This window comes from Mesorhizobium sp. M4A.F.Ca.ET.020.02.1.1, from assembly GCF_004022645.1.
In the GTDB taxonomy this organism is placed as follows: Bacteria; Pseudomonadota; Alphaproteobacteria; order Rhizobiales; family Rhizobiaceae; genus Mesorhizobium.
Genome location: NZ_RZOI01000668.1, coordinates 1 through 3,305 on the forward strand (window position 1 = coordinate 1; position 3,305 = coordinate 3,305).

The 3,305-nt window shown below is 57.1% G+C and carries 4 protein-coding genes; 2 read left to right on the forward strand and 2 right to left on the reverse strand.

What is annotated here, in order from left to right:
• A partial coding sequence (locus tag EN742_RS28965) for a LamG domain-containing protein (RefSeq protein WP_148670333.1) occupies positions 1 to 304 on the forward strand: 304 nt, incomplete at its 5' end.
• A gap of 551 nt (positions 305 to 855) precedes the next feature.
• Here the strand turns inward: EN742_RS28965 and EN742_RS28975 are convergent.
• On the reverse strand, positions 856 to 1,071 hold the full coding sequence (locus EN742_RS28975) for a hypothetical protein (RefSeq protein ID WP_245492421.1): 216 nt from the start codon (positions 1,069 to 1,071) through the stop codon (positions 856 to 858).
• Between the two features lie 165 nt (positions 1,072 to 1,236).
• Positions 1,237 to 1,440, reverse strand: a complete 204-nt coding sequence (locus EN742_RS28980; RefSeq protein WP_128333557.1) for a hypothetical protein — start codon at positions 1,438 to 1,440, stop codon at positions 1,237 to 1,239.
• Between the two features lie 805 nt (positions 1,441 to 2,245).
• On the opposite strand from EN742_RS28980, the gene EN742_RS28990 reads away from it, so the two are divergent.
• Positions 2,246 to 2,467: a DUF768 domain-containing protein gene (locus EN742_RS28990; RefSeq protein ID WP_128333559.1), complete on the forward strand. Its 222-nt coding sequence runs from the start codon at positions 2,246 to 2,248 to the stop codon at positions 2,465 to 2,467.
• Positions 2,468 to 3,305 lie beyond the last annotated feature (838 nt).

Here is a 3,305-nt window from a genome sequence, read left to right on the forward strand (position 1 = left end):
CAACGGATCCACAGCGACGGTCTTAACATCTGCCTCGATGTCGCTCGATGCTTGGCATTACATCGCCGTGTCGAAAAACTCAGCAGGCAAGATCCGGCTCTGGCGGGATGGCACACTCGACGTGAGCGACACGCCGGCCAACTCGGCGATGTTCAACTCCACTGGCGCATTCGAGATAGGCCGCAACTTCGCCACAGCCAACCTGAACGGCTGGATGGACGAGATCAGGATCACCAAGGGCGTCTGCCGCTATGATACCGATAGCTCTATCGCGGTGCCGACTGCGGCGTTTCCGAGGAGCTAAGGGCGACCTCTAGGCACGTTGCGAGAACGGTTCTATTGGTTGGGGCTGCTAGATTAGCTTTCGCTAAAATGCTATTGCGAGCGCGAGGGCTAATTTCGTGAGACATTCGCAAAGGCATTTTGGATTGGTGTTGCTGTTCCTGGCAGGCGATGCCGAGGCCCACGACTGGTATACCGGCAAGTTTGATCCCGTTCTGCATCACGTTTGCTGCGGCAACAAAGATTGTCACCCAATAGACTCCGGCGACGTCAGGGTGACCAAAGACGGCTACTACGTCAGGCCACCGGGCTCCGCCTACTTGAATGGATATCAGGAAGCGGAGTGGTTTATCCCAAGAGAGCGTGTCCAGTCCTCACCAGATGATAGTTACCACATGTGCGAGCGTCTGATGACGTTCCATCGGACGGTCATTCCTCATACGCAATTCGAAACCTACCAGAGATACACTTGGACGTGCTTCTTCGCGCCAAAGGGCACAAGCTCGATCGCGCCCTAGGAACGGCCAGCGCTGGTTCCTGAAACTCAGGCAACGCGCAGACGAATTAGGCAGCCTAATCGACCAGAGGCTTCGTCCGCTTCGGCGCAACATGGCCGGTGACGAGTCGCACGGCACTGCGTTTGACTGTAATGCCGAGATCCTTGCCGCCAAGGGTCACAGTATCCTCATCGACGCGCAGGACTTCGCCTATCAGATCGATCTTCTGCCCGCTGCTTATGTTCGGTGTCGTGTCCACGATCGAATGCGGTTGGCTGTAGGAAGGGATCAATACGGCTGACCCTGTCCTCAGTGACGCGCTTGCGCACGGTTGCGGTTATGGCGACCTCGTCGCCGACCTTGATGCTGCCCTTCGCCATGCCGATACAACTCCGACACGGCAAATAGGTTCGCAAGCGGCTGCTAATATATGGTTGCAGGACAGAGAACTGACGGATCAACTCGTAGCTGGCCGTTGACGCCATTGCATGACCTGCAAATAGGCCGCCGCGGCTGCGTCGCATTGATGGCGAGACGGGCCATTAGAGTGCAGGATGACTTCGGCCATGCGTCTTGGAATGTCGTGCTTCGCTGCAAAAAAATCGACCTCATAGGGAAACTGGTCCGAGTCCGGGTCGCTGCTGTTTAATTGCTTGCCCAAATGATCCTCCGCCGTGTCTGGGATCACATAGAACGAAGTCGGCCATCGTTGGTTTCGGCCGGCGCCGTGATTTCGCCAATGTGATGGTGGCGCCGGCACGTTGTGGGCTGGGACAACGATCTTTAAAATTGTCTGGAACCATCCCACCCCATGGTATATTGTACCCTTAGCGGTCGATTTCTCAGGAATGTAGCCGCCCTCATTGAAAGCCCGCCCGTGGCCCTCCATCGTGGCGGGCTTTTCATTGGGAGAGAGGCCACTGAATTAAGCGAAAACTCATGCTTGGACCGTACTAAGCAGAGATGCCCTCACGTCAAACCCTAGTAGAGTACGCCATCCTCGCCACGTTGATCATGGCGACAGCATGGATCGGGCTACACGACTGGTCGTGGGCTTCCCAGTAGGGGGCTAGTATCCTTTCTGAGGCCAGGAGAGCAGCAGGGACAATCGCGCACTGGCGACCCTGTTGCGCCGAAGCCAGGCAAACGCGGGTCGTACCTATAAGAAGCGCGAGAAATCTGATATCTCTTAGCGATGAGGGAAACCGTTCTAGCGATGCTGGAGCAGCATGTGCTTTTGGGCCAGCGACACATTGCGCGCCAGCGTGAGATTGTTGCCGACTTCCACCATAAGGGCTTCAGGGCAGACTTAGCCGAAGACCTTTTGACCCTATTCGAGCAGATGCAGCTTCTGCACGTCGCTCACCGGGATCGCATCCTAACTTCAAGCACGCAAACTCCAACTTGAGTAACTAGCCAACAGGCCGATCCGGGAACCCAATGCCCGACTTTGACTTATCTCGGCCATGAGCACCCGTGGGACTGACTTTTTGTACAAATGGATAGTCGCCAACGTTCCCGAGACGGTGGGTGCCGATATCATCTCGGTTGCCGAGTTGACGCAAAAGCTGTTCGCCGACGCGAAGGCGGTAGGCATCAGCAGCACTGAGATTGAGGAAGACACCGGCAGCGTCTATGAGGTCATCCTCGACGCAATCGTCCATCACGACGCCGGTATTGCAGATTGATGAGATTGCAGAACATGCCACACAACAAACGAACATACCGTCTACAGATCATGGCTCAATGCCGAGGAACTGGCCGTGCTGGATGCCTGGCGGTTTGAGAGAAGAATGCCGACTCGATCTGACGCCGTCCGGGAGTTGTTTCGTCGTGGCCTCACCGCGGCGGATGACGATGCAGAGACAGGAGGCGGGCGTTCGGCAGACTTCAGGGTGCTGCCCACTCGGAACTAGCATGCGCTGGTACGACGTATTGGCGAGATGACCCAGGCTGTCCTATAATCGACCCGATGGCGAAGGGCTGGACGTTTCAATCCCTGATCGACGCGAAGATGACCGTGACTGCGTTTTGCCACTGGTCGCCCTGCAACCATAGCCAGAAGCTCGATCTCGCCCAACTCCGGGACCGCTACGGCCCTGACGCGCCGGCAATGGCCGATGACCTCATTCCTCGGCTGAAATGTAACCGGTGCGGCGGGACGGCCGTAGGGGTGATCTACACACCCGACACCAGTCCGCGCAGCAGATAGCCGGTCAGCCCTGCACTACCCAGCCAACACGCGCCCGACCGCCACGCCAACGCCTATGGCGACGCCTGTCGCCAGGCTTTCGACCAGCCGCAACGCCAAGGCGCTGTAGCGGGCGCGTGCGGGGCGCCGTGCCAGGATTCCTGAGAGTTCATCGAAGGTTCGTTCCATAGCCTCTACTAACTGCAGATGACGTCGGATCGATTCCACATAACAACGTTGAAGTCCAGCGGAGAAGTTTTAGGCGGTTTCGCATATCTAACTTGACAGGTTAGGCGAAAGCGCCCCGCCGCCTACCTGACAATAAACCGGTAAAG